The organism is Limnobaculum parvum, from assembly GCF_003096015.2.
GTDB lineage: Bacteria > Pseudomonadota > Gammaproteobacteria > Enterobacterales > Enterobacteriaceae > Limnobaculum > Limnobaculum parvum.
Genome location: NZ_CP029185.2, coordinates 1,637,948 through 1,661,938 on the forward strand (window position 1 = coordinate 1,637,948; position 23,991 = coordinate 1,661,938).

General features: G+C 48.2%; 17 protein-coding genes and 1 other annotated feature. All 17 genes read left to right on the top strand.

Annotation, left to right across the window (positions count from 1 at the left end; genetic code table 11):
- The first annotated feature begins 37 nt into the window (after nucleotides 1–37).
- The 17 genes from rplT (at nucleotide 38) to HYN51_RS06755 (ending at nucleotide 23,989) form a co-directional block, all read left to right on the top strand.
- On the top strand, nucleotides 38–394 hold the full coding sequence (gene rplT / locus HYN51_RS06680; RefSeq protein ID WP_027273088.1) for a 50S ribosomal protein L20: 357 nt from the start codon (nucleotides 38–40) through the stop codon (nucleotides 392–394).
- Between the two features lie 144 nt (nucleotides 395–538).
- Nucleotides 539–661: a sequence feature (Phe leader region), on the top strand.
- The gene (pheM, locus tag HYN51_RS16315; RefSeq protein ID WP_157953066.1) at nucleotides 544–588 is read left to right on the top strand and encodes a pheST operon leader peptide PheM; all 45 of its coding nucleotides are present in this window, start codon (nucleotides 544–546) and stop codon (nucleotides 586–588) included. Its footprint overlaps the feature before it by 45 nt.
- Nucleotides 662–761: 100 nt before the next feature.
- Nucleotides 762–1,745 (top strand): phenylalanine--tRNA ligase subunit alpha, encoded by a 984-nt coding sequence (gene pheS, locus HYN51_RS06685; RefSeq protein ID WP_108899309.1) that lies wholly within the window; start codon nucleotides 762–764, stop codon nucleotides 1,743–1,745.
- A 16-nt stretch (nucleotides 1,746–1,761) separates the two neighbouring features.
- Nucleotides 1,762–4,149, top strand: a complete 2,388-nt coding sequence (gene pheT, locus HYN51_RS06690; RefSeq protein ID WP_108899310.1) for a phenylalanine--tRNA ligase subunit beta — start codon at nucleotides 1,762–1,764, stop codon at nucleotides 4,147–4,149.
- Nucleotides 4,150–4,153: 4 nt separating this feature from the next.
- Nucleotides 4,154–4,450: an integration host factor subunit alpha gene (ihfA, locus tag HYN51_RS06695; protein WP_029095030.1), complete on the top strand. Its 297-nt coding sequence runs from the start codon at nucleotides 4,154–4,156 to the stop codon at nucleotides 4,448–4,450.
- Nucleotides 4,451–4,537: 87 nt separating this feature from the next.
- Complete coding sequence (btuC, locus tag HYN51_RS06700; protein WP_108899311.1) at nucleotides 4,538–5,539, top strand: vitamin B12 ABC transporter permease BtuC; 1,002 nt, start codon at nucleotides 4,538–4,540, stop codon at nucleotides 5,537–5,539.
- Entirely contained in the window at nucleotides 5,523–6,275 is a 753-nt protein-coding gene (btuD, locus tag HYN51_RS06705; RefSeq protein WP_108899312.1) for a vitamin B12 ABC transporter ATP-binding protein BtuD, read from the top strand. The genes btuC and btuD overlap by 17 nt, the downstream gene beginning before the upstream one ends.
- A gap of 565 nt (nucleotides 6,276–6,840) precedes the next feature.
- The gene (gene tssB / locus HYN51_RS06710) at nucleotides 6,841–7,353 is read left to right on the top strand and encodes a type VI secretion system contractile sheath small subunit (RefSeq protein WP_108899313.1); all 513 of its coding nucleotides are present in this window, start codon (nucleotides 6,841–6,843) and stop codon (nucleotides 7,351–7,353) included.
- A 37-nt stretch (nucleotides 7,354–7,390) separates the two neighbouring features.
- A complete protein-coding gene (gene tssC, locus HYN51_RS06715; RefSeq protein WP_108899314.1) occupies nucleotides 7,391–8,929 on the top strand; it encodes a type VI secretion system contractile sheath large subunit in 1,539 nt (512 codons plus the stop codon).
- A 21-nt stretch (nucleotides 8,930–8,950) separates the two neighbouring features.
- The gene (gene tssK, locus HYN51_RS06720; protein WP_108899315.1) at nucleotides 8,951–10,303 is read left to right on the top strand and encodes a type VI secretion system baseplate subunit TssK; all 1,353 of its coding nucleotides are present in this window, start codon (nucleotides 8,951–8,953) and stop codon (nucleotides 10,301–10,303) included.
- A complete protein-coding gene (gene tssL, locus HYN51_RS06725) occupies nucleotides 10,300–10,959 on the top strand; it encodes a type VI secretion system protein TssL, short form (RefSeq protein WP_108899316.1) in 660 nt (219 codons plus the stop codon). The genes tssK and tssL overlap by 4 nt, the downstream gene beginning before the upstream one ends.
- 199 nt (nucleotides 10,960–11,158) lie before the next feature.
- Entirely contained in the window at nucleotides 11,159–12,904 is a 1,746-nt protein-coding gene (locus tag HYN51_RS06730) for an OmpA family protein (RefSeq protein WP_157952998.1), read from the top strand.
- A gap of 10 nt (nucleotides 12,905–12,914) precedes the next feature.
- The gene (locus HYN51_RS06735) at nucleotides 12,915–13,403 is read left to right on the top strand and encodes an Hcp family type VI secretion system effector (protein WP_108899318.1); all 489 of its coding nucleotides are present in this window, start codon (nucleotides 12,915–12,917) and stop codon (nucleotides 13,401–13,403) included.
- Between the two features lie 175 nt (nucleotides 13,404–13,578).
- Entirely contained in the window at nucleotides 13,579–16,329 is a 2,751-nt protein-coding gene (gene tssH, locus HYN51_RS06740; protein ID WP_108899319.1) for a type VI secretion system ATPase TssH, read from the top strand.
- A gap of 4 nt (nucleotides 16,330–16,333) precedes the next feature.
- On the top strand, nucleotides 16,334–19,459 hold the full coding sequence (gene vgrG / locus HYN51_RS06745; protein ID WP_108899320.1) for a type VI secretion system tip protein VgrG: 3,126 nt from the start codon (nucleotides 16,334–16,336) through the stop codon (nucleotides 19,457–19,459).
- A 2-nt stretch (nucleotides 19,460–19,461) separates the two neighbouring features.
- Complete coding sequence (locus tag HYN51_RS06750; protein WP_108899321.1) at nucleotides 19,462–20,355, top strand: hypothetical protein; 894 nt, start codon at nucleotides 19,462–19,464, stop codon at nucleotides 20,353–20,355.
- A 13-nt stretch (nucleotides 20,356–20,368) separates the two neighbouring features.
- Nucleotides 20,369–23,989, top strand: coding sequence for a T6SS effector BTH_I2691 family protein (locus HYN51_RS06755; protein ID WP_108899322.1), 3,621 nt, complete (start codon nucleotides 20,369–20,371; stop codon nucleotides 23,987–23,989).
- Nucleotides 23,990–23,991: the final 2 nt, after the last annotated feature.

A 23,991-nucleotide genomic window follows, 5' to 3' on the forward strand; every position in this document is an offset into this window, starting at 1 on the left:
TTTTTAATTCAGACAATAAGTCGATAGGAGAGAGCATATGGCTCGCGTAAAACGTGGTGTAATCGCACGTGCACGTCACAAGAAAATAATGAAGCAAGCGAAAGGCTACTACGGTGCCCGTTCGCGCGTATATCGTGTTGCCTTCCAGGCAGTAATCAAAGCAGGGCAGTATGCTTACCGTGACCGTCGTCAACGTAAGCGTCAGTTCCGTCAGCTGTGGATTGCACGTATTAACGCTGCTGCCCGTCAAAATGGTTTATCTTACAGCCGTTTCATCAATGGTCTGAAAAAGGCTTCTGTTGAAATCGACCGTAAGATTCTGGCTGATATCGCTGTATTCGACAAAGTGGCATTTGCTGCTTTAGTTGAAAAAGCAAAATCAGTTCTGGCGTAAGTCAGATAAAAGAGGGCGTGAAAACGCCCTCTTTTACTTTTTTGTTCAATGAAGTGAAATTAAAGAACATTCGTAGTATTGTCAGTCTCAATACATTTTATCATCTTGATTTTTAACACTAACCAGAATAATAACAAGGTAACGCAAGTATGAATTCTGCTATTTTCCGTTTCTTCTTTTACTTTAGCTCCTGATATCGAGAGGCTTGCGCGTAAGAGAAGAAACGGAAACTAGCGCCAAAAGCCTCCTGATGGAGGCTTTTTTGTTGCCTGAAGTAATATTGATCGTTATTAACAGTATTGTTGTTTTATAAACCGGGTTTCATTACCAGATATCGGAACTCCAGAGCCGGAAGAAGAGGAAAATAATGCCACATCTCGCTGAACTGGTTGCCAATGCAAAGGCGGCTATAGAAGAAGCCCATGATGTTGCCGCGTTAGATTTAGTTCGCGTGGAATATTTAGGCAAGAAAGGTCACCTGACGCTGCAAATGACATCGCTGCGCGATGTTCCCGCAGAAGAGCGTCCTGCCGCTGGGCAGGTCATTAATCAGGCTAAACAGGAAGTTCAGGATGCCCTGAACGGTCGTAAGTACACGCTGGAATCAGCCGCACTCAATGCCCGTCTAGCAGAAGAGACCATTGATGTATCTTTGCCTGGTCGTCGTATAGAGAATGGTGGGTTACATCCGGTAACGCGTACCATAGATCGCATTGCTGACTTCTTTGGCGAACTGGGTTTTGCCGTGGCTAACGGCCCTGAAATTGAAGATGACTATCACAACTTTGATGCACTGAATATTCCTGGACATCACCCAGCGCGAGCGGATCACGATACCTTCTGGTTTGACGCGAAGCGCCTACTACGTACCCAAACTTCTGGCGTACAGATTCGCACCATGAATAACCAACAGCCGCCAATTCGTATTATTGCACCGGGTCGCGTATATCGTAACGATTACGACCAGACGCATACCCCGATGTTCCATCAAATGGAAGGGCTGATCGTTGATAAAGACATTAGTTTTACCAATCTGAAAGGAACCATTCACGACTTCTTGCAGAATTTCTTCGAAGAAGATTTACAGGTTCGTTTCCGACCTTCCTATTTCCCGTTTACCGAACCTTCTGCTGAAGTGGATGTGATGGGTAAAAATGGCAAATGGCTAGAAGTGTTGGGTTGCGGTATGGTGCACCCAAACGTACTGCGTGGAGTGGGCATTGACCCTGAAGTGTACTCTGGGTTTGCTTTCGGCATGGGTATGGAGCGCTTAACCATGCTTCGTTACGGTGTCACCGATTTACGTGCTTTCTTCGAAAACGATCTTCGTTTCTTAAAACAATTTAAATAATAGCAGGAGCCAAAACATGAAATTCAGTGAATCCTGGTTGCGTGAATGGGTAAACCCTGCGATTAGCCGTGACCAATTGTCTGAACAAATTACCATGGCCGGTCTGGAAGTAGATGGCGTGGAAGCCGTAGCCGGTGAGTTTACCGGTGTCGTTATTGGTCGCGTCGTGGAGTGCGGTCAGCATCCTAATGCGGATAAGTTACGGGTGACCAAAGTTGATGTGGGTGGCGATCGCCTGCTGGATATCGTTTGTGGTGCGCCAAACTGTCGTAAGGGATTAACCGTAGCCTGCGCCACCGTAGGTGCGGTATTGCCGGGTGACTTTAAAATTAAAGCTGCCAAACTGCGCGGAGAACCTTCTGAAGGGATGCTGTGTTCTTTCTCTGAACTGGGTGTCAGCGACGATCACAGCGGTATTATCGAATTACCGGAAGATGCACCAATCGGTCAGGACGTTCGGGAATACCTCAAATTAGACGATGCCACCATTGAAATCAGCGTAACGCCGAACCGTGCCGACTGCTTAGGCATTATCGGGGTTGCCCGCGATGTTGCTGTGATTAATAAACTACCGTTAAATCAGCCTGATATGTCACCTGTAGCGCCAGCTATTCAGGATGTCATCTCTATCCAAGTTGATGCCAGTCAAGCGTGCCCACGCTATTTAGGCCGGGTAGTTAAAGGTATTAACGTAAAAGCAGCCACACCTTTATGGATGAAAGAAAAGCTGCGCCGCTGTGGTATTCGCTCTATTGATCCGGTCGTAGATGTGACTAACTATGTTCTGCTGGAACTAGGCCATCCAATGCATGCATTCGATTTAGATCGCATTGACGGCGGCATTGTTGTGCGTATGGCAAAAGAGAATGAAGAGCTGGTTTTGCTGGACGGTAATAAAGTCAAACTGAGCCAAGATGTGGTTGTAATAGCCGATCGCCAAAAGCCATTGGCTATGGGCGGAATATTTGGCGGTGAGCATTCCGGTGTTAATCAGGAAACCAAAGACATCTTCTTGGAAAGTGCCTATTTTAATCCACTGGCAATTGCGGGTCGTGCACGCCGCTTTGGTTTGCACACCGACGCTTCTCATCGCTATGAAAGAGGGGTCGATCCGGCTCTACAGCAAACGGCATTAGAAAGAGCAACTCGCTTATTGCTTGATATTTGTGGTGGCCAACCGGGACCTGTTATTGATACTACCGATAAAACCACGCTTCCGATACGCTCCACCATTTTACTGCGTCGTGAAAAGCTGAATAAGCTGATTGGTCATGTGATTTCTGATGAGCAAGTTAGCGATATTTTGAGCCGTTTAGGCTGCGATGTGTCCCGGGAAGGTGACAGTTGGAAAGCCATTGCACCAAGCTGGCGTTTCGATATGGAAATCGAAGAAGATCTGATTGAAGAAATTGCGCGCGTGTATGGTTATAACAGTATTCCAAATGTACCACTACGTGCCAATTTGGAGATGACACCACATCGTGAAGCAAACTTACCATTGCGCCGGGTAAAAGCTTTGCTGGTAGACAAAGGGTATCAGGAAGCCATCACCTATAGCTTTGTTGATCCTAAGATTCAAAATTTACTGCATCCTCAACAAGAAGCGTTAATTTTACCCAATCCAATTTCGGTAGAAATGTCGGCTATGCGCCTCTCATTATGGAGTGGATTGTTGACGTCAGCCGTGTATAACCAGAATCGTCAGCAGGGGCGAGTACGTCTGTTTGAGAGTGGTTTACGCTTTGTTCCTGATGAAACAGCAGACCTTGGTGTCCGGCAGGAGGTTATGCTGGCAGGGGTAATTGCAGGAAATCGCTATGAAGAGCACTGGAACCTTGCGCGTGAAGCAGTTGACTTCTATGATTTAAAAGGCGATCTTGAGTCGGTGTTAGAATTGACGGGTAAATTGTCGGAGATTGAGTTTAAAGTCGAAGCAAACCCTGCACTGCATCCCGGCCAAAGTGCGGCTATTTATTTAAATGGCGAACGCATTGGATACATTGGTGTAGTGCATCCTGAGCTTGAGCGGAAGCTCGATCTCAACGGTCGTACGGTGGTATTCGAATTGTTGTGGGACAAGGTCTCAGAACGCCGTATACCGCTTGCCAGAGAGGTTTCCCGCTTCCCGGCAAACCGTCGTGATATCGCAATTGTTGTGGCTGAAAGCATACCTGCTGCCAATGTATTAGAAATATGTAAAAAAGTTGGCGTAAATCAGATGGTTGGCGTAAACTTATTTGACGTATATCGAGGTAAGGGTGTCGCTGAGGGGTATAAGAGCCTAGCTATCAGTCTGACATTGCAAGATACCACGCGTACGCTAGAAGAAGAGGAAATTGCCGCGACGGTTGCAGAATGCGTAGCGGCATTGAAACAGCGATTCCAAGCATCCTTGAGAGATTGAACCTATGGCGCTTACTAAAGCTGAAATGTCTGAACACTTGTGCGAAAAGCTTAACCTGAGTAAACGTGATGCAAAAGATCTCGTTGAACTGTTTTTTGAAGAAGTTCGTAAGGCTTTGGAAAATGGTGAACAAGTCAAACTTTCCGGATTCGGTAATTTTGATCTGCGGGATAAGAGTCAACGCCCAGGACGTAACCCCAAAACTGGCGAAGATATTCCTATTACTGCACGCCGGGTAGTGACTTTCCGTCCGGGCCAGAAGTTAAAGAGCCGGGTTGAGAACGCTACACCGAAAGAATAAGACATCAGACCTAAAAAGGCCGCGCAAGCGGCCTTTTTCTTTTGTATCATCATCGAATGCTCCACAACCCGAGAACCCTGTAACGATATGGGACTGCGTTTTTCTCAGCTTCAACAAAGACAACAGCGCCGAGACCGAATAAAACTCTGTCTGTTTGCGCTGCTTTTGATGATCACCATTATTATCAGCCTGTCTGCTGGAGATATCTGGTTACCACCTCGACTATGGTTTAGTGAACAGGCTCAACTGTTTGTCTGGCAATTACGGCTACCCCGAACGTTGGCGGTAATCGCCGTAGGGGCGGGGCTGGCAATGTCCGGGGCCGTGATGCAATCGCTGTTTGATAATCCACTGTCAGAACCCGGATTGCTGGGGGTTGCCAACGGTGCTGGCGTTGCGCTGGTGCTGACCATTTTACTGGGCGGTGGCCTGTTACCTGTTTGGTTGCTAAGCATGAATGCCATTCTGGGTGCATTAATACTGACGTTGATTTTGTTAGGGTTGTCCCGACGCAAACTGCTTCCCGGAGCCCGGCTACTGCTGATTGGTTTTGCTTTAGGAATTGCCTGTAGTGCCATTATGACTTGGGCGGTCTATTTCAGCTCAAGTATGGACCTACGTCAGTTATTGTATTGGTTGATGGGGAGTTTTGCCGGCATTGGCTGGCAGCAAAAATGGTTGATATTGGCATTGGTTCCGGCGCTTGTTTGGCTGATTTACCAAGGTAATAAACTTAATTTACTTTCTTTGGGTGAGGATCAGGCGCGTCAATTAGGGGTTCCATTAGTGGTCTGGCGCAATATTTTTGTCATGATCATTGCTTGGGTAGTGGGTACCAGTGTGGCGCTGGCCGGAATTATCGGGTTTATTGGGTTAATTATTCCCCACATTTTGAGATTGGCTGGTATTACCGATCATCGTTATTTATTAGCCGGTTGCGCTCTGACCGGTTCAACGCTTTTGCTAATAGCAGATTTAACCTCGCGAGTAGCCATGTCATCCGCTGAATTACCCATTGGCGTTATTACTTCAACCATTGGAGCACCGCTTTTTATCTGGATGCTATTACGACATGCTAAAACTTACTAATATCACTTTATTGTCTCGTTTATCAGATATCACCGTCTCGGCTGAATCGGGAAAGTTGATACATGTGATAGGGCCAAACGGTGCTGGAAAAAGCTCTCTGTTAGCGTCCATCGCGGGATTGTTACCTTATCAGGGTACCATCGAATTACAGCAACGTGATATTCGCCACTGTTCGGCGATACAACTGGCCGATATGCGCGCTTATCTCAGCCAACAACAAGATAGCAGGGCGATGATGCTGGTTTTTCAATATATTGCTCTGCATCAGCCTAAAATGGCAACGGCGTTGGAAGTTGAAACGGTAGTGATGTTTTTGGCTGAACAGCTGGAATTAACCGATAAGTTAACTCGACCATTAGGCCAACTTTCCGGTGGTGAGTGGCAAAGAGTACGACTGGTAGCCGTGTTTCTACAAGTATGGCCAACATTGAACCCCGAAGCCCGGCTTCTGTTACTTGATGAACCCATGAACAGTCTTGATGTGGCACAGCAGGCGGCACTGGATAATTTACTGATGCAGTTTTGCCAGTTGGGTGCCAGCGCTATCGTAAGTGCTCATAATCTAAATCATACATTACATCATGCTGATGAAGTCTGGTTATTTTATCAGGGGCAATTGATCGCCTCTGGCACGACCGCTGAAGTTATGTCTGTTCAACAGTTAGAAAAAGTTTTTCATATTGGCTTTGAGTTATTTCAGGTGAATGAACAGCGCTGGTTAAGATCAATTAATTAAATTTTTTAATATTTTTTAGGTCATAAAAATTTATTTGAAGTTCATCACATTAATAATTTTTTTTGCTGTTCAATTAAAATAATTATAAAAAATTAAAACGTATTAATTTCTTAATTAATGAACATTAGAAACAAAAAATATAATATTTAACAAATGAAGTTATTATTATTTATAATAAAGTGTACCTATCCAAAAATACACTCCTGTACTAATATTTTTATATTTTTTTCTTGATAAAAATCAATCGATTAAATAAATAATGATTAGATACCTGTCAACATTGACAGGTATCTAATCATTATTTTTTTTGATATAAAAAAGTTAAGTGAAGCTTAACGAGCTGATTGATTTTCATACGAATAAATTCGGTTAAATTTTTCAGTCAATACAACATTATTCGTAAAACTGAATATAACTTTTATCAATAACCAATAGACGGAACCACGGTTATCGACCATGAGGCAGAACCTCATCCGAGCGCTCGGATATTTCAGGCAGTTGATGCATAAGGAAATAGGGAACGTAGTTGTGGTGTACTTTACTAATAAGGATCAGGACTAAGACTATGGCTGACAGCTTTCAAAACGAAGTTCCCGCAGCGCGCGTAAATATTAAACTCGATCTTCATACCGGCGGCGCACAGAAAAAAGTTGAATTACCACTGAAACTATTAGTGATGGGCGATTATAGCCACGGTCAGGAAAATCGACCTATTGCTGAAAGAGAAAAGATCTCCATCAATAAAAATAACTTCAATGCCGTATTAGCGGATTTAAACCCTACAGCTAAACTCACCATCAAAAATACCCTAGCCGGTGATGATTCAGAAACCAACGTATCGTTAAGTTTTAAAGATATGAAAGATTTCGAACCGGAGCAGGTAGCCAAACAAATTCCTGCATTACGTTCACTACTCGCCATGCGTAATCTATTACGCGACCTGAAATCCAACCTGTTAGATAACGCCACTTTCCGTCAGGAACTGGAACGTATTTTAAAAGATGAGCAATTATCGGACGAACTGCGCGCCGAATTAGCAGCAATTGGTTCTTTACCCGGCGGCTCTGATTCTCAGTAATCATGACTCTTTGATACGTATTTTATAAGGATTGTTTATGTCTACCTCTACACAAGGTTCCAGTTCTAAAACAGCCAGCACCGTCGTAAAAGACGCCGGCAGCGTCTATCAGTCTCTGTTCGATAAAATTAATCTCACCCCGGTGGCGCAATTTGACGATATCGTCAAGTTTCAGGACAACGATGCGTTGGCAGAAGCCTCGGCGGACGAACGTGTCACCATGGCGGTTAACGTCTTTCTGAACATGGTTCAGAAATCGGCGCAAAAAGTGGATAAGCTGGACAAGAGCCTGCTGGATTTCCATATCAGCCAAATCGACAAACAGCTGAGCGAGCAGTTAGATGCCGTCATGCATCACCCAGAGTTCCAGTCTATCGAGTCTGCATGGCGTGGTTTGAAGTTTCTGGTTGACCGCACCGATTTCCGCCGCAACGTCAGAATCGAAGTGCTGGATGCGTCTAAAGAAGCGCTACAGCAAGATTTCGAAGATGCGCCAGAAACCATCCAAACCGGTTTCTACCGCCATACCTACATTCAGGAATATGACACCCCGGGCGGCGAGCCGATTGGCGTAACCATCTCTAACTTTGAGTTTGACCGTGGCCCGCAAGATATTGCATTACTGCGTAATATCTCTAAAGTCGCGGCGGCGGCCCACATGCCGTTTATCGCCTCCGTCGGCCCGGCATTCTTTGGCAAGAACAACATGGAAGAAGTGGCTGCCATTAAAGACATCGCCAACTATTTTGACCGTGCTGAATACACCAAGTGGAAAAGCTTCCGCGATACCGACGATTCCCGCTATGTGGGTTTAACCCTGCCGCGTGTGCTAGCGCGTCTGCCTTATGGTCCAGATACGGTACCGGTGCGTAACTTCAACTATACCGAAGAGGTAAAAGGGCCGGATCACGACAGATATCTGTGGACCAACGCCTCATTTGCGTTTGCCGCCAATATGGTAAAAAGCTTCGTGCGTAACGGTTGGTGTGTCCAAGTACGTGGCCCGCAAGCGGGTGGTTTGGTTGACGATCTGCCGATCCACCTATATGACCTCGGCACCGGCAATCAGGTGAAGATCCCAACGGAAGTACTGATCCCGGAAACCCGTGAGTTTGAATTTGCTAACTTGGGCTTTATTCCCCTGTCATTCTATAAAAACCGCGACTACGCGTGTTTCTTCTCCGCTAACTCTACCCAGAAGCCGGCGCTGTATGACACCAAAGAAGCCACCGCCAATAGCCGGATCAATGCCCGTTTACCGTACATTTTCCTGCTGTCGCGCATTGCCCATTACCTGAAAGTGATTCAGCGTGAAAACATCGGTGCCACCAAAGACCGCCGCGTACTGGAACTAGAACTGAACGCTTGGATCAATAATCTGGTGACAGAAATGACCGATCCGAGTGATGAAGTTCAAGCATCGCACCCGCTGCGTCAGGCTAAAGTGACCGTAGAAGATATTGAGGATAACCCGGGCTTCTTCCGCGTGAAAACCTTCCTTATTCCTCACTTCCAGATTGAAGGCATGGACATCAATTTATCGATGGTTTCTCAAATGCCAAAGGCTAAAGCTTAATTTTATCTGGAGTTTGAAATAATGAAGATCCACCGCCCGTTATGGAGCGAAGGTGCGTTTTTGTCGCCGGAACAATTCCAGCAGCAAAGTCGATGGGAAGCGTTTAGTAACGATCAGATTGCCAGGCTCGGCCTGGCTAATCCTTGGGGCGTCCAGCGCGTAATGTTTGACACCCAAGCTTTAGCCTTGAATAGACTCAATGCCGAAAGTTTAAGCGTGCGTTTTCCCGATGGCAGTTGGATAGATACCGACGTCTCTGATGCGCTGCCTCCGGCTCGCGATCTGAAACACAGCATTCCAGCCGATCGTCATGATGTGACGGTGCTGTTGGGGTTGCCGCTGTTACATGCTAATGGTGGAAACTGCCATCAGGACGGTCACTACTCGGAGCGACCATTACGCTACCGGCAGGAATGGGTCGAAACGCAAGACATATTCGGTCAGGGGAATGAATCCATTGCCGTTGAGCGTTATGCACTGACGCTGCTGTTTGATTTTGAAGAACAGGGAGATTATCTCACCTGTCCATTGATTCGACTAAAGCGCGATGCTAACGGCCTGTTTGCCATTGAACCGGCATTTTTACCACCGCTACTGAGCCTCACCGCCAGTAATGGCGTGCTGACCCAACAGCTGGACATGTTATGCACGCAAGTGCAGTCAAAGCGCCAGCGCCTGATGGGAATGCGTCGTGAGCGCAATCAGCAAATGGCGGAGTTTGCCGTGGCGGATGTGTCACTGTTCTGGCTGCTCAATGCCCTGAACAGCCATGAGCCGCTGCTGAAGTTTCTGCACCAGTACCCGGTTACCCATCCTGAGCGACTGTATCAGCAACTGGTCTCTCTGGCGGGCGCGTTGCTGACGTTTTCGCTGGAGCATGACGTTGAGGCCATCCCGTCTTATCAGCATGACCAATTGGATAGGGTATTCCCGCCGCTGTTTAAACTGATTGGTCAACTGCTGGAAGCCAGCCTACCGTCAAGGGTGATTGCCATCGATCTGGTTCACAGCAACGGAACCCGCTGGTCTGGTCGCCTACAAGACAGCCGCCTGACGGAAGAGACCGATTTCTACCTGTCGGTGCGCTCATCGTTACCGGCGCATCAACTGCTGGAACTGATGCCGGTGCTGTGCAAAGTGGGCTCTCCGGACGATGTGAATCAAATCATCAACTCGGCGCTGTCCGGCGTTCCGCTAAAAGCATTAAGTCATGTACCGGCAGCCATCCCGCTGCGGCTGGATAACCAGTACTTTGCGCTGGACTTAACCCATTCGGCCGCGCAAAGCATGCTGGCGGCACGTTGCTGCGAGTTTTACGTTCCGCGCTCGTTGCCGGACGTTTCGCTGGAACTGTTTGCGGTACTTAAATCATGAGCCAAAACCTGAAAACTATTTCCATTGATGAACTGTTGCGTGATACCGCCCTGACCGTCGTGCATTTGCGCGCGGGGTCAGTGGTTGAACAGGGGGAAGCGCTGTACAATCGCTGCGTAGAGCAGATCGAGCAACTGCGTAAACGCTTAACCGACATGCAATGCAGCACGGACGTGGTTAACGACATCAGCTACGCCGCCTGTGCCTTACTGGATGAAACCGTCCTGTTACGCAATAGCGATGAAGGTTACAACGTTTGGCAGGGCACGCCGCTACAGGTCACCTTCTTTAAAACGTATCGAGCCGGTGATGAGCTGTTTGAACGCATTCGCCAGCGTATTGGCCATCCGGAAGGGGCTCAGCTCGTGCTGGCTTGCTACGACCGCATTTTGGGGTTGGGCTTTCAGGGCCGTTATCTGGCACAGCCACAAACGGAAAGAGAACAACTGGTGATGGCGGTACGCGATCTGTTGCCGAAGTCTTCAACGGGTAACAACGCGCCAACAATTAACGCAGTGCAGGGGAAAGGCGGCTTTTGGCGTCGTTCTTCGCTGCTGTTCTGGACCGGTATTTCAGTGATGGCGGTGATTTTACTGTACATGCTGTTACGCCAGCATCTGGACAGCACGCTGGTTCAGCTATTACAGGATGCATAACAACGTTTCAATCCGGCGCTGTGACGGCAACCGGTATGAAAATCCATGCAATTAATCAGGCGTTTTACAGGAGAGAGAAACTTACACAGCAATAGGGAAAGTCCCGGCGGTGTTGACTTTAAGCGGAGTGGATAGTTTAGCGTCATACCCGGGTTGCCCCTTATCGATGGGGTAAGGCGTCCTGCACAACGAGACGGCATTGCAAAATCGACGTGGGATTGAAATTAAGGATGTGAATGTGGGTGATTACCCTTGGCGAGTGCAGCTGCTGTATGCCACCTGTCTCTGTCTGGCTCTGCTGCTGTTCTTCCTACCTTTGCCGACCGGCTGGGTAGTTATAGGTTGTGTGCTGACGCTGTTGGTCAGCGGATATAAAGGGTGGCGCACCTTACGGTATACCAAACAGGTTAAACAGGTATCACCTTATCTGGATGCGCTAGACGGACAACTGGAAGCATTGCCGGCGCGACTGAGACGCCGGTTACCGGTGATATTCGTCACCGGCGATGCGACCCCCCGTTACTTTGCGGAACAAGACAATCAGCAAGTAGCGATAAGCGGTAAGTGTATCTGGATTGCAGTACCGGATATGTCGACGCTCTCTCTGACGGCAGACGCCCTGAGCGGACGCTGGCCCGAGATGGCAGGAAGGATAGGCGTTCTGTTCACGCTGACGCCTGAACGATATATCAACGGCCCGTCGCTGGCAGGATATCTGCAAACCTTTCGCCAGTCATGGGCGGATGCCAGTAAAACCAGCGGTTACAAGCTGCCGGGGTACTTGGCGGTTAATGCCCGACTGGGTGAAGAGCCCTCAGAATCAGCGCCGTGGTTCTGGTGGAATCAACAGAGTTCGGGAATACGTATTCTGGATGACTGCCACACGCCGCTAAACCTGTGGTGTCAGCAGGCAGAGCAACCGCATCAACATCGGCGCCAACATCTGGCGGTGATGTTGAAAACCTTACAACAGTGGCTGGATGAGCAGGTCATTTCAGTACTCAATGATACACAACAGCCGGTTCCCCAGTGGATACCGGGGGCGGTAGCGTGCCTGAACATCCGTTTGGCGGGTGAAAGTGAAAACGTCTGGCAGCGCTATTTACACGATGCCACTACGTTATCGCTTCCGGCGGCGGCTGAAACGAATCAGTCGATCGCCTTGCCAGAGCGCTTGGTGGAAGACATGCCGGTGTACTGTCCGTTACCGGCCAAGAAAAGGGCGCTGTGTCATGCGGTCATACTGACGGCGATATTTGCGGCGATGGCATTATGCTCATCGGCTTATCACAACCGCCAATTGCTGCAACATGTCGCAGGCGATCTGAATGCCTACCGGCAGGTAGCTATGGACAGCTATGACGAAAAGTTAACCCGCCTGAATGTGCTGAAAACAGACCGCCAACTGTTAGATAAGTATTACCGGGAAGGCGAACCCGAACGGTTGGGGGTGGGATTGTACACCGCCGGGCGATTAATCCTGCCGTTGGATGTGGCGATTAAAAATTACCAGCCACCGCCTCCGCCGCCTCCGGTAGAGGACGTACCGAAGCTGGTCCGCCTCGACAGCATGTCGCTGTTTGACGCCGGGAAGGCCCAACTGAAAAGTGGTTCAACCAAAATTCTTGTAGACGCTTTAATTAACATTAAAGCCAAGCCGGGGTGGCTGATTCTGATTGCGGGCCATACCGATGTCACAGGAAATCCAGAAAGTAATCAGACGCTGTCACTGGCCAGAGCGGAATCGGTCCGCGACTGGATGATACACACCAGTGATATCGAGAAGACCTGTTTCGCCATTCAGGGGTACGGGGCAACTCAACCCATTGCTGACAATGAGACAGCAGAAGGAAGAGCGGCTAACCGCCGGGTGGAAATCAGTTTGGTGCCAGACGCTTCGGCATGTCAGCCACAAGCCGGGCATCAGATATCTCAACAAAACTAAGGAGAGAGTAATGGCAATTCCTGCATATCTGTTTGTTAAAGATGATGGTGGTGCAGACATCAAGGGATCGGTGACGGTTCAAGGACGTGAAGGCAGTATTGAACTGGTTGAGTTTGACCATAAGGTTCATATTCCCACCGATGGTAACACCGGCAAATTAACCGGTACTCGCGTACATGCGCCTTTAACCTTTGTGAAAGAAGTGGATTCTTCATCCCCTTATTTGTACAAAGCGGTGACCACCGGTCAAACCCTGAAATCAGCTGAAATCAAATGGTTCCGTATTGATGATTCTGGTCAGGAAGTCGAGTACTTCAACACCCTGATGGACAGCGTGAAAGTGGTTTCTATCAAACCCATCATGCACAACATCAAAGATCCAAGCAAAGAGCGTTACAACCACTTAGAAGAAGTGGAAGTGCGCTACGAAAAAATCACATGGACTTATAAAGATGGCAACATCATCCATGCTGATAGCTGGAACGAAGGTCGCGGTTAAATTCCCGACGTCCTTGAAACAGGCGCGGCGTTCACTTTCTGCCTTGCCACGGTTCCAATGACTTAGGGCATTACCGCCATGATGCACCGGTGGGCTTCTGCCGGTGCATTTATCACCAAGATAAAATCATGCATCTATCTCCAAGATAAAATCATATTGTGCCAGGGAGCAGCCAATGATCACCGATCCTTCCGTATTACTACGTCGATTAAACCCCTATTGCGCCAAAGCGTTAGAGGCTGCTGCCAGCCTGTGTCAGACGCGCGCACATCCAGAAATTACTTTAGAACATTGGTTACTGAAATTGCTGGAGCAAGGGTGCGGCGATATGACGGTGATCGCTCGTCGCTATGAGCTGGATTTGGACAGCGTATGGCAAGCACTGCTCAATCAACTGGAAACTTTACCCCATACGGTACAGCAGAAACCGGTATTATCCGGCGTGGTACAAGAGCTGTTAAAGTCAGCCTGGCTTATCGCCTCGCTGGAAAATCAAGCCGATTCCGTGCGTTCAGCCCACATTCTTCAGGCGCTTTGCGACAATCCCCAATGGCTGAAAGCCCGAGACGCGTGGCCTTTACTCAGCGTTTCTCAGGTTCAGCTTCAGCGTCTATTACCCATTCTGGACGAACTCTCCGATGAGAGCCCGGAACGGGTCAACGCACCCACTTACGAGAGCGCTGACTTTGCCAGTGCCGATATCGCCCCAACTGCACCGGGTGCCAGCACATTAAATAAAACGGCACCACCACCGGCACAGCCTACCGCATTAGACCGTTTCACCATCAACCTGACTGCCAGAGCAAAAGAACAAAAAATCGATCCGGTATTTGGTCGCGATGTGGAAATTCGTCAGATGGTGGATATCTTATCCCGCCGTCGTAAAAACAACCCGATTTTGGTGGGGGAACCCGGCGTAGGAAAAACCGCGCTGGTAGAAGGCTTAGCCCTGCGTATTGCCGAAGGCAACGTGCCGGACAGCTTAAAATCGGTCAATATTCATACGCTGGACTTAGGTTTGCTACAGGCCGGTGCTGGCGTGAAAGGTGAATTTGAGCAGCGGCTAAAAAACGTGATTGACGCGGTACAGCAATCGCCCACCCCAATCCTGCTGTTTATCGATGAAGCCCATACCATTATTGGGGCGGGCAATCAGGCCGGGGGAGCCGATGCGGCTAACTTGCTGAAACCCGCGCTGGCTCGGGGGGAACTGCGTACCATCGCCGCCACCACTTGGTCTGAATACAAACAGTATTTTGAGCGCGACGCGGCATTGGAACGCCGCTTCCAAATGGTGAAAGTGGATGAGCCAGACGACGACACCGCCGCGCTGATGCTGCGCGGCCTAAAGTCTCGCTATGCACAGCACCACGGGGTTCATATTTTAGATGAAGCGGTACGTACCGCAGTTTCACTGTCGCGCCGCTATATTACGGGTCGTCAGCTACCGGACAAAGCGGTGGATTTGCTGGATACCGCATCAGCCCGAGTGCGTATGGGGTTAGATACTATTCCCGAAGAGATAACGCTGCTAGAAGCACAGCTTTCAGCACGGGAGTACGAGTACATCGCCCTGAGTGAAGATAAAGAACTGGGGGAAGCCATCCCCGAGTCACGTTTGGATAAGATTAAAGTCGAGCAGCAAGGGCTGATCCAACAAATTGAGCAGCGCACCGTACAGTTTACTAACGAAAAGCAAATTATTGAGCAACTGATAGAGCTGCGCTCTTGGCTGAACCAAACGGATATACCGCAAACGCCGCAGGAGATAACCGAGCAGATTAACCAACTTCAGCAACAGCTTTACAACGTACAGGACTCGGTACCGCTGTTGTCGCTGGACGTAGACAGCCGCACCGTTGCTAGCGTTATCGCCGACTGGACCGGGGTTCCATTAGAAAGCCTGATGAAAGATGAGCAAAGCAACCTGCTGACGTTGGAAAGCAAACTGGCAGAAAGAGTCATCGGGCAGGATGAAGCGCTGATATCGCTGGCCCAGCGTTTACGGGCGGCAAAAACCGGCCTGACCCCGGAGAAGGGACCGTTGGGGGTATTCTTACTGGTAGGCCCATCGGGGATTGGTAAAACCGAAAGCGCGCTGGCGCTGGCGGATAGCCTGTTTGGTGGTGAACGCTCGCTGATCACCATCAATATGTCTGAATATCAGGAAGCCCATACGGTTTCCCAACTGAAAGGCTCCCCGCCTGGCTATGTGGGCTACGGACAGGGGGGCATCCTGACCGAAGCGGTACGCCGTCGCCCTTACAGCGTCGTGCTGCTGGATGAAGTAGAAAAAGCCCATAAGGACGTCATCAATCTGTTTTATCAGGTCTTTGACCGAGGCTTTATGCGCGACGGTGAAGGGCGTGAAATTGATTTTCGCAATACCGTTATTCTGATGACCGCCAACCTCGGCAGCGACTACATGATGGCGTTGCTGGAAGAGCAACCTCAGGCGACCACCGCCATGCTGCATGAAGTGATTCATCCTATTCTGCGCGACCACTTCCAACCGGCTTTACTGGCCCGTTTCCAGACCGTGATTTACCGCCCGCTGGGGGCCGACGCGTTAAGAAAAATTGTGGCGATAAAAATGGGCAACGTGGCGGAAAGATTACAGCGCCACTACGGCATTGAGTTTCGGGTTGAAGAGAGTTTGTTTGACGAACTGGTGAGCGCCTGTTTATTGCCGGACAGCGGTGCCCGCAATATCGATAGCCTGCTGAATCAGCAAATTTTGCCGGTACTGTCACAAACCCTGCTGCAAATGCAGTCACAGCAGAAGAAAGCCAAAGCGCTGGCCTTGGGTTACCGCGAGCAGGAAGGCATTACGCTGGATATTATTGAACACGACACGACCGCAATGACACATTCTGCACCGGAAGCAGAGATAACCTTGGGCGTTTACGAGTCAGAAAAGGAATAACGGAATGAAAGACCAACTGATAACAAAGGGTAAAGATCTGCTGGACGAACAGCTTCAGGCCTATGGTCTTGGGGGAATGGTCGGCCAGAGTAGCAGTAGTAACCGCAGTGGTTCAGCCGCCAGCTTTTCATCATTAGGTGATGGCATCAACCGTTATCAGTTGGCGATAGACGGATTGAACGCTCAACTTTCTGTGTTAAGCGTACAGGGCCATGAACACCTGAGTGAGGCTTGGCAATACGACATTCAGTTTACCGCGCAGCACGGCCTGAGCATGGAACAGGTGCTGAGTGAAAAAGCGGTGTTTACGCTGGCGCCCGGCGGTATCAGCAGCCTAAGCGGCGTTGCCGGTCAGTTAAGTAATGAACTGATGAGCGCGTTTAACGCCTTTGGCGGGATGTTCAGCGACAAGATTGGCAGTGCGTCCAACTCGCTTTCCGGTGGTTTTTCCATTAACAGCGTGAGCCAGATGGCGAGTCGCGGCATGGGCAGGGTGAATCAGGCCAGCTCGGCGATGAGCCAACTGGGGGGAATGGCGGACTCGGTTGGCGGCATCGCCGGTAAAGCCTCAGGCTTACTGGGCAAAGCCGGCTCCAGCCTGTCGACCCTCAGCGGTATCACCCGTTCACTAGGCGGTAGTGAAAGCGAAACCCGAATTTTATACGGCGTGGTCACCGCGTTCAGTCAGTTAGCCACATCGGCAGACGAAGCCCGTTACGCCATTACGCTGGCCCCGCGTTTAGCCCTGCTGGAGAACACCCAAAACAGCGCTATCTACCAGAACCAGACGGTTCCCCAAGTGGTAGAGCAGGTGCTGCGTCAACACGAAATGACCGGGGTGGATTTCCGCTTTGAGCTCACGGAAAGCTACCCGGTCAAAGAGTACATCTCTCAATGGCAAGAGAGCGACCTGACCTTTATTCGCCGGTTGCTGGCGGACAGCGGTATCTGGTTCCGCTTTGAAACCCACACCAAACACAACTGTGATGTGGTGGTGTTTGGCGATTGTGAACAGCAATATCAGGACGGCCCAACCGCCAGCTATCGTCAGCCTTCAGGCAATAACGACAACGGGGTGGAATCGGTATGGGATATGTCGGTAGCCCGCAAGACCGTGCCCAAAAATGTGCTGACCCAAGACTATAACTACCGTAACGCCCAAACCGGCATGAAGTCCGACGTTAACAGCGCGCAAAAAGATAACACCACCCGCGGTCAACATTATGTTTACGGTGAGCACTATCGCGACAAAGGCGAAGACACCAACCACGCCAATGCACAGGATGATTTAGTCGGTCAGTTCAGCAATATGATGCCAAACGGCTTAGGGGATATCCCCGGCGTCAGCCAGTTAAGCGGCGTGGCAGGCTCGGTGGGCGGTGCGGTCAGCGGCGTTAAGGGTGGGGTTTCATTACCCTCGCCAGCGGGTATCGCCGGAGGAACATCGGCTGCGGGTATGGGCAATATCGCCAGCGCTGCCGCGGGTTCAGTGGGTTCCTCTGCTCGTTCAGCGGTTTCCGGCGTGACCTGTACGGTACAGAACATGGCGGGTCAGGCCAAAGGGGCTTTCGACAGCGTCGGCAGTTCGCTGGGGGGCTTATCCGATAAAGGTGGGGACCTGCTCAATGGCTTGAGCGGCAGTGAAAGTGACGCAGCTGCCAGCGAAGAGCCAGAAGGCGTGGGTCAAGGCGCGTGGTATGCTCGCCTGCGCCATCAGCGCTTTATGACTGAACAAATCACCATCAGCGGAAAGACCACCTTATCCCATCTGGCACCGGGGCAAATTCTGACCGTATCCGGCTCGCCAATAGCCGAAGCGGGCAGCGGCATTCTGATTGTTTCAGTAGAGACTCAGGGTGACCGTCAACAGGCCTATGTCATCAGCTTCACCGCAATTCCTTACGACGTACTGCGGCCTTACCGTCCAGCTCGTTTGCCTTGGCCAACCATCAGCGGCACCTTACCGGCAAGGGTCACCAGCCCGGATAACGACACCTACAGTTATATCGACGCACAGGGTCGCTATCGGGTGAAGATGGACTTCGACCTGAACGACAACTGGCGTAAAGGGGAAGAGAGTTTGTGGATGCGGTTGGCGAAATCCTACGCCGGTGAAACCTACGGCATCCACTTCCCGCTGATTGACGGCACCGAAGTGGCTATCGCCTTCACCGAAGGCAACCCCGACCGACCGTATATCGCCCACGCCATGCACGACTCCCGTCATGGGGATGTGGTCACTCTTGCCAACCATAAACGCAACCTGATCCGCACCCCAGCCAATAACAAATTGCGAATGGACGACGAGCGCGGCAAAGAGCACATCAAAGTCGCCACCGAATACGGCAAAACCCAGCTGAATATGGGGCATCTGGTGGATGCCGAACGGAAACAGCGGGGAGAAGGGTTTGAGCTACGCACCGATGAGTGGGGGGCTATACGGGCGGGGAAAGGGCTGTTTATTAGTGCGGAAGAACAGTCAAAAGCTCAGAAGCAACAGTTAACGATGGACAGTGTGATTGCTGAATTAGAGCAGGCGCACAAAATGGTGGAATCACTGAATCAAATGGCAGAAGCCGCGAAAGCGGAGCTGGCAGATCTTCAAGCCCAGAGTGCATTATTACAATCATCACTTGATACCTTAAAAGGCCAGGCGGTTTTAACCTATGCACCAGCCGGAATTGCTTCAGTTACCCCTTCGAGCATTCAAAATACGGCAGGTGAAAACATCATTCAAACGGCTCAGAATACCGTTGATATCAGTGCCTTTAAGCGTTTTGTTGTCACAGCCGGTGAAGTTATTAGCCTGTTTGCCAATAAAATGGGGATCAAAATTTTTGCCGGTAAAGGTAAGTTAGAACTTCAAGCTCAAGATGATGAAATGCATTTAACCTCTAAGCAGAATATGGTGATTACCAGTACGGATAGCGAAGTCATGGTAGTTGCAAAGAATCGTTTGACGCTGGCATGTGATGGGGCCGCCATTGTGATGGAAGGTGGGGGAATTACGTTTATTGGACCTGGGGACCTGAAAGTGAAAATGGCAAGCCTCAATATTATTGGACCTGAAAGTTATTCACCGCCAGCGCCAGTGCTGCCTGCTGGGTCCTCTTGTAAGGAGAACTTATAAATATGGATGCATTATTATCCGTTATAAACCATGACCGTTCTCTCTATCGCTACTTATTGCTTGACCCGTTGGTACCAATGGGAAATCTAAGCCCAATACATATAGATACATTAACGGAAATGTTAGGTAAAAACCGGGTTATGCCCGTATTGCGTCCCGAAATTGCTTATGATCCGTTATCGTGTCCTCAATTGATGATTATTGCTAATCCCAGTCAAGATGTTGATATCGAACTCATCAGGAACAGTCTGAATTGGGCAAGAAAAGAGAGTACATACACAAAGCGTTATGTATGTAGCTGGATAACCAGCAAAGTTAATCTTCAAACTCTGTCAGAGCGTCTTGTTGATATTGGACTATTAATGGGGAGAACGATGGGCCTGTCTTTTGTTCCCTATTTTGAGCCTTTCAGAATGCAACTACTTCAGGAAGGAAATTCCATTTGTCCTGAGTGGTTAATCTCTGCATTAAAAGATATTGAAACCTACAGCTATTTCTCTGCCACATCGGGCTTAAAGACTATCCGTCAGACGGATTATTCACTATTGGATAGGGAAGTTTTTATTACCGAAGAGGCTAAGTTATATCAGCGAGAGGCCCGAAAGATCCTCCACCTTTTTTTAGCATGGCATGAGTTGTGTGAACAAAGAGGAATACCTTTGACTGAACGTCGTTTGATGGACGTTGCTGAAATATATAGAACAGGTCGGAATATTGGACTATTAAATACAGAGGATAACTTCGTATTTTCTTTAAATTCACTGCAGTACGGTAACTTATTAAACAGTCCGAAACTTTCAGCGGAAATAGCCTCAGTATTGAAAGATGAAGGTAGTTTAGCTGAAAGATTTAGTCAGTTAGATGAGCATGTTTTTTTATCACTGGACAGCAAATAACAGGGATTCATCGATGAGCGATCATAAAACAAATTGTGTTGAAGCTAAAAAAGCTGCGGATATTTCTAACGGTGGTTGTGGTGTCTGCGAACGTTTAGGTTTTCCTCTATTTTTAGTTAGAAAGTCAGTGGTAAAAAAACAGCTAAATGGTATTAACTGGTCGGCTGGTATTCCGTCATTGAACGACAGAGAACCGGAAGAGACGTTGAAAGCACATGAATATGTACTAAGAACGTTAAGAACCGGTTATGTTTATGTTCTGGTAGAGACTAAGTTAGGTGGAAATAAAGAATTTTTAGGATATGAAGTAACGCCTGATGGCGCCTTTCGTTACCGCACTGTTAAAGAAATGCATGAAACCGATGTTAAACCGTTAGCTGAAAGCTGCGTTAAGAACGATCACACTTTGCCTTCGTTATTTATTAACGTTGATATGTCTATCCATAAAGAAACGGTATGGGTTGCCTACAGTCGGCGGGCATGGTCAGAGAAGGTGCGTTTAAAATATACATCAGCAGATGCGGACTTAACGCGCTTTACTCAAGTGACCATTAATGATGGTTCAAAGGCTGAACCAGCTAAATTATCGCCCGGCAGAAGTTTTGATTTTGATAAATTGATAAACGGTGAAATTAAATTATTAGAGTTTGAGAATGAAACGCTGAAAGGTAAGTTTGACACGGCACACAACTTTAATTCTCTGGCTAAAAAAGGCACTAAAGATAAATTAAATAATATTGCCGCACATTTGGCTAAAAAGAATAACTGTAAAGTCGGAGTGGTATTAGTTGAAGATACCTTTGGATTGGCAGAAGAGTTTAATAAACAGCGTCTGATAAATTGTGAACCATTAATTATGCCAGCTTGGGAACAGGCCAAATTAATGGACGATAATATTCAAAAAGCGTTTAAAGACTACGCTGAAAATACTGATGCGATGGGGAATAAGAGGAATGGGCAATCGGCGATTGACAGTTATATGGACCGGGCATTGGATGGCAAATTGCCATTAAAAAAACTCAGTGAAGAATTGTTTAAAGTTTTCCAAAACCCTCCCAATACATCGGCAAAATTAACATCAGCTAGAGTACCGGATTATTTTAAACAAGATCTGGTATATCGACGCAAGATTATGTCCTGCATTAACGGGTATAAATCCGGATTACAAGACTACTTTGACGAAAAATTTACTCAACCACAATATCGGGATTTTTCTTCCACTACCGGAGATCCCCGAGGCGATGCCTATAATGCCAAGGAAAAGGCTCGACTGTTGAGCGAAGGCTGGGAGGAAGTTACTTTACCGCCAACGGATAAAGTTTCTAGCCTGACGCCGAAGACCCGGCTGGTTCTTACGCCAGAAAAGGCCGCTGAGTTTGGCTTTAAAAAAGAGTGGGAAAAACTGCAGAAGCGACTTTCCACCGATAAACTTGATACCTTTGAAAAGGATAATAACGCTGCATTTAAAAGGCTGTTGTCTGAAATTGAGCAACATAATTACGATTACCTGATGTACGTGACTTGGCTGTTTGGCAGCGAGTCAAAACCCTCCACTGAAGCGATTAAGGTGAAGAGATATAACAGCGTTGAATTCTGGTTGATTGAATGTGAGTCAGATGGGTTGGATGCCCATAAAGGGTATATTGATGATGCTATCGCAATGCTCAAAGGTAATGTGACACTGGCAAAACTTCCCGAACAATATGCAATTTGGGATAGTTTGATGCGCAACGATAAGACTTTCTATTTCCATGTGTTAAGCGGGGGAGAAAAGAGCCTGTGGAGCTGGTTATTGCAGGAAAAACTGGATGATAACGATAAAACACAGGAAAAAATAGGTGATGTATCGAAAGGCGTCGATACGTCATCACAGTTGGCGGATATTCCATATCACAATAAAACGCTGTTTATTGCCGCGTTTGAGGAACTGGTGGGCTGGAGTGTTGCCGGCATAGCCAACGGGCCTGAAAGTGCTAAACGAATTAATAGCGCATTAATGAAAGGGCACTTTGAAGAAGCGGTTAAGGCATTTTCTAATATAGAGGCCCGGCGTTTTACCTTTAATGCCCGAATCAGGGATTTACCTGAAATATATCGGGCAGTGATGTCCACGTATGAGGGAGAGAAATCCGTATCGGTCAGAAGTGGTGGACAAACTATTGAAGTTAAAAAAACCAGTGGTAACTGGGAAATTCAGGGTAACCATTCAAGTAACGTATTAAATAATAAAATTAAAATAGAAATGGTGTTGATTGCGGATGATTTTGCCAGCATGCAGCACCTAGAGCAGTTTTTAACGGCGCATAAGAATTCTGGTGGGGGAATGGTTAATAGCTCCTCTTTGGTGCAGGCCAGCCAGATCGACGGTGCTCAAATGCGGGTACCGGTGGAGTTAGCAAGAGACCTGACTGCGGATGAAATGTTGAATGCAATAAAACAAGTTAGACGTAGGGCCATTATAGCGGAAGGCAAAGCGGCGGTGATCAACGGTATTATGGTGCTGTTGCAAATGTTGAGCTTCAATGCAAACCGTAAGCTGCTTCAACAGCAACAGTTACCCAAAGCGCAACACGATAAGATTGTTGCCAGTATGGCTAAGGCGTTGTTGACTTCAGGAATAATGATAAGCCAGATGGGAGCACAACTGGTTAAAGTTGTTGGTGTGTTACGTCGTGGGGGAATATTCTCGCAGATGATCCCGGGGGCCAGCTCTTTTATAAAGGGGACGGGGGTTGTTTTAGCGGGGGTGGCGATATTGGATGGGATTATGGATGTATGTTCGGGGATTAGGATGATTGCTAGAGGGGATGGGAATGATGGAGTGTTAGTATTTTTAGGAGGTGTATTAGGAATACTGTCAGGTAGTATATTGTTATATTTTGCCGTTTTTGTCGGAGCTACGCCAATCGGTTGGTTATTGTTTGCGATAGGTTTAGCACTGTTAGGTGCATATTTAGTTGCCACTGGTTCGGAATCAGATAACTGGTCGCCCATTGAGCTGTGGTTCAATCGGTGTCTGTTTGGTAAGCACGATCATACAGAAAAGGGTGTCCCTTACCAGGCGACAGAAGCGGATGTGGGTAAAGCTATTAATGACTATTTCGCCTGTATTTCTGGCAGCTATTTGTTTGTTGCCAAAAATATGTCAGAGAAGAAGCTGGTCAACGCTATCCACCCGGAAGTTCCCTGGTATGTAAGAATATCGGACTCAGCAAGCGGTAATGGTAATCCTGTTGCGGCAGATGCCATTAGTCGGGATTTCTATGGTTCCCTTTATCTGTTGGCCGGACTATCGCAATATACTGAAAAAAGCACCTTTGAAGGGGAAGTGATTATTGAGTGCTATCAGGGGGCACCGATTCGCCTGACGATAGAAAAAGCCGCAGACAGGGTTAAATTTATTCCCGTTACCGGTATACCTGAAGGGCATAAGCTGTTGCTGGCTAAAGAGGCTTCGGATGCAGAAAAGCATACTTATGGCATAAGTGAAAAAAATAAGGGTATATTTACCATTGAACAGAAGATTGGCGAAATATCCGGCCTAAAGCAGTTATACTGTTTCCTTAATTATTGGGCAGAAGGTAAAGAAGTTAACTCTATGCCAATGCGCTTAGAATACCAACAGCAGGGATAATA